Raw genomic sequence first — 609 nt, forward strand, 5'->3', positions numbered from 1 at the left:
CATGACGTGCTGCCGCTTCTCTTGCGTGTTCCGTAAACATTCTTGTACTTCTGGCTTCGGGCTAAGCCCGTACCTGCGTCAGAGCACTTGCAGCCTCCTCACCAGCATTTGTCCTGTCCATGGCTACTAGCCAACGCTGTACTGCTCTGGTCGCAGTGTGGCACAGCCTGGGTGCAACTTCATATGCGGCCCCTGCGGCCAGGTATGTGGTGGGGATGCGCCCAACCGGAACAGCACAGCTGGAGTTGCTCTGACCAGCACCGCTCCCAGCTGGTCTGACCTTGTGGACCGGTGCACTGATTCAAATGACAGGTTTCATTTGCGACCCTCAGCTTGCAGCAGTATGCTGCAGCAACGCATCGGTATCAGGTGTATTGCATGTTGGCAAATGCCATGCAGTGATGATGATGATGATGATGATGATGATGATGATGATGATGTGATTATATGCCGCCGCACTGATGCGCGTAACAGGTCATCATCATCATCATCATCATCATCATCATCATAACATGACATTCACCACTTTGCATCACACTTGGCGTTAAAAAGATAAGGAAAGACTTAGACACCAAAAGTGGAGGCACGCTTGATACACTCCCTGACATG

General features: G+C 51.4%; 2 protein-coding genes. Both read left to right on the forward strand.

Annotated features, from left to right (window positions below; genetic code table 11):
• Positions 1 to 119: 119 nt before the first annotated feature.
• A complete protein-coding gene (locus tag ACT6R0_RS18630; protein WP_444667453.1) occupies positions 120 to 254 on the forward strand; it encodes a hypothetical protein in 135 nt (44 codons plus the stop codon).
• An 89-nt stretch (positions 255 to 343) separates the two neighbouring features.
• Entirely contained in the window at positions 344 to 511 is a 168-nt protein-coding gene (locus ACT6R0_RS18635) for a hypothetical protein (protein ID WP_444667455.1), read from the forward strand.
• Positions 512 to 609: the final 98 nt, after the last annotated feature.

It is taken from the genome of Flavobacterium sp. (genome assembly GCF_052437795.1).
Taxonomy (GTDB): domain Bacteria; phylum Bacteroidota; class Bacteroidia; order Flavobacteriales; family Flavobacteriaceae; genus Flavobacterium.

Excerpts from the sequence above, each read along its gene's own strand:
- ACT6R0_RS18630 (WP_444667453.1), top strand. The coding sequence starts at position 120 with ATGGCTACTAGCCAACGCTGTACTGCTCTGGTCGCAGTGTGGCACAGC.
- ACT6R0_RS18635 (WP_444667455.1), top strand. The coding sequence starts at position 344 with ATGCTGCAGCAACGCATCGGTATCAGGTGTATTGCATGTTGGCAAATG.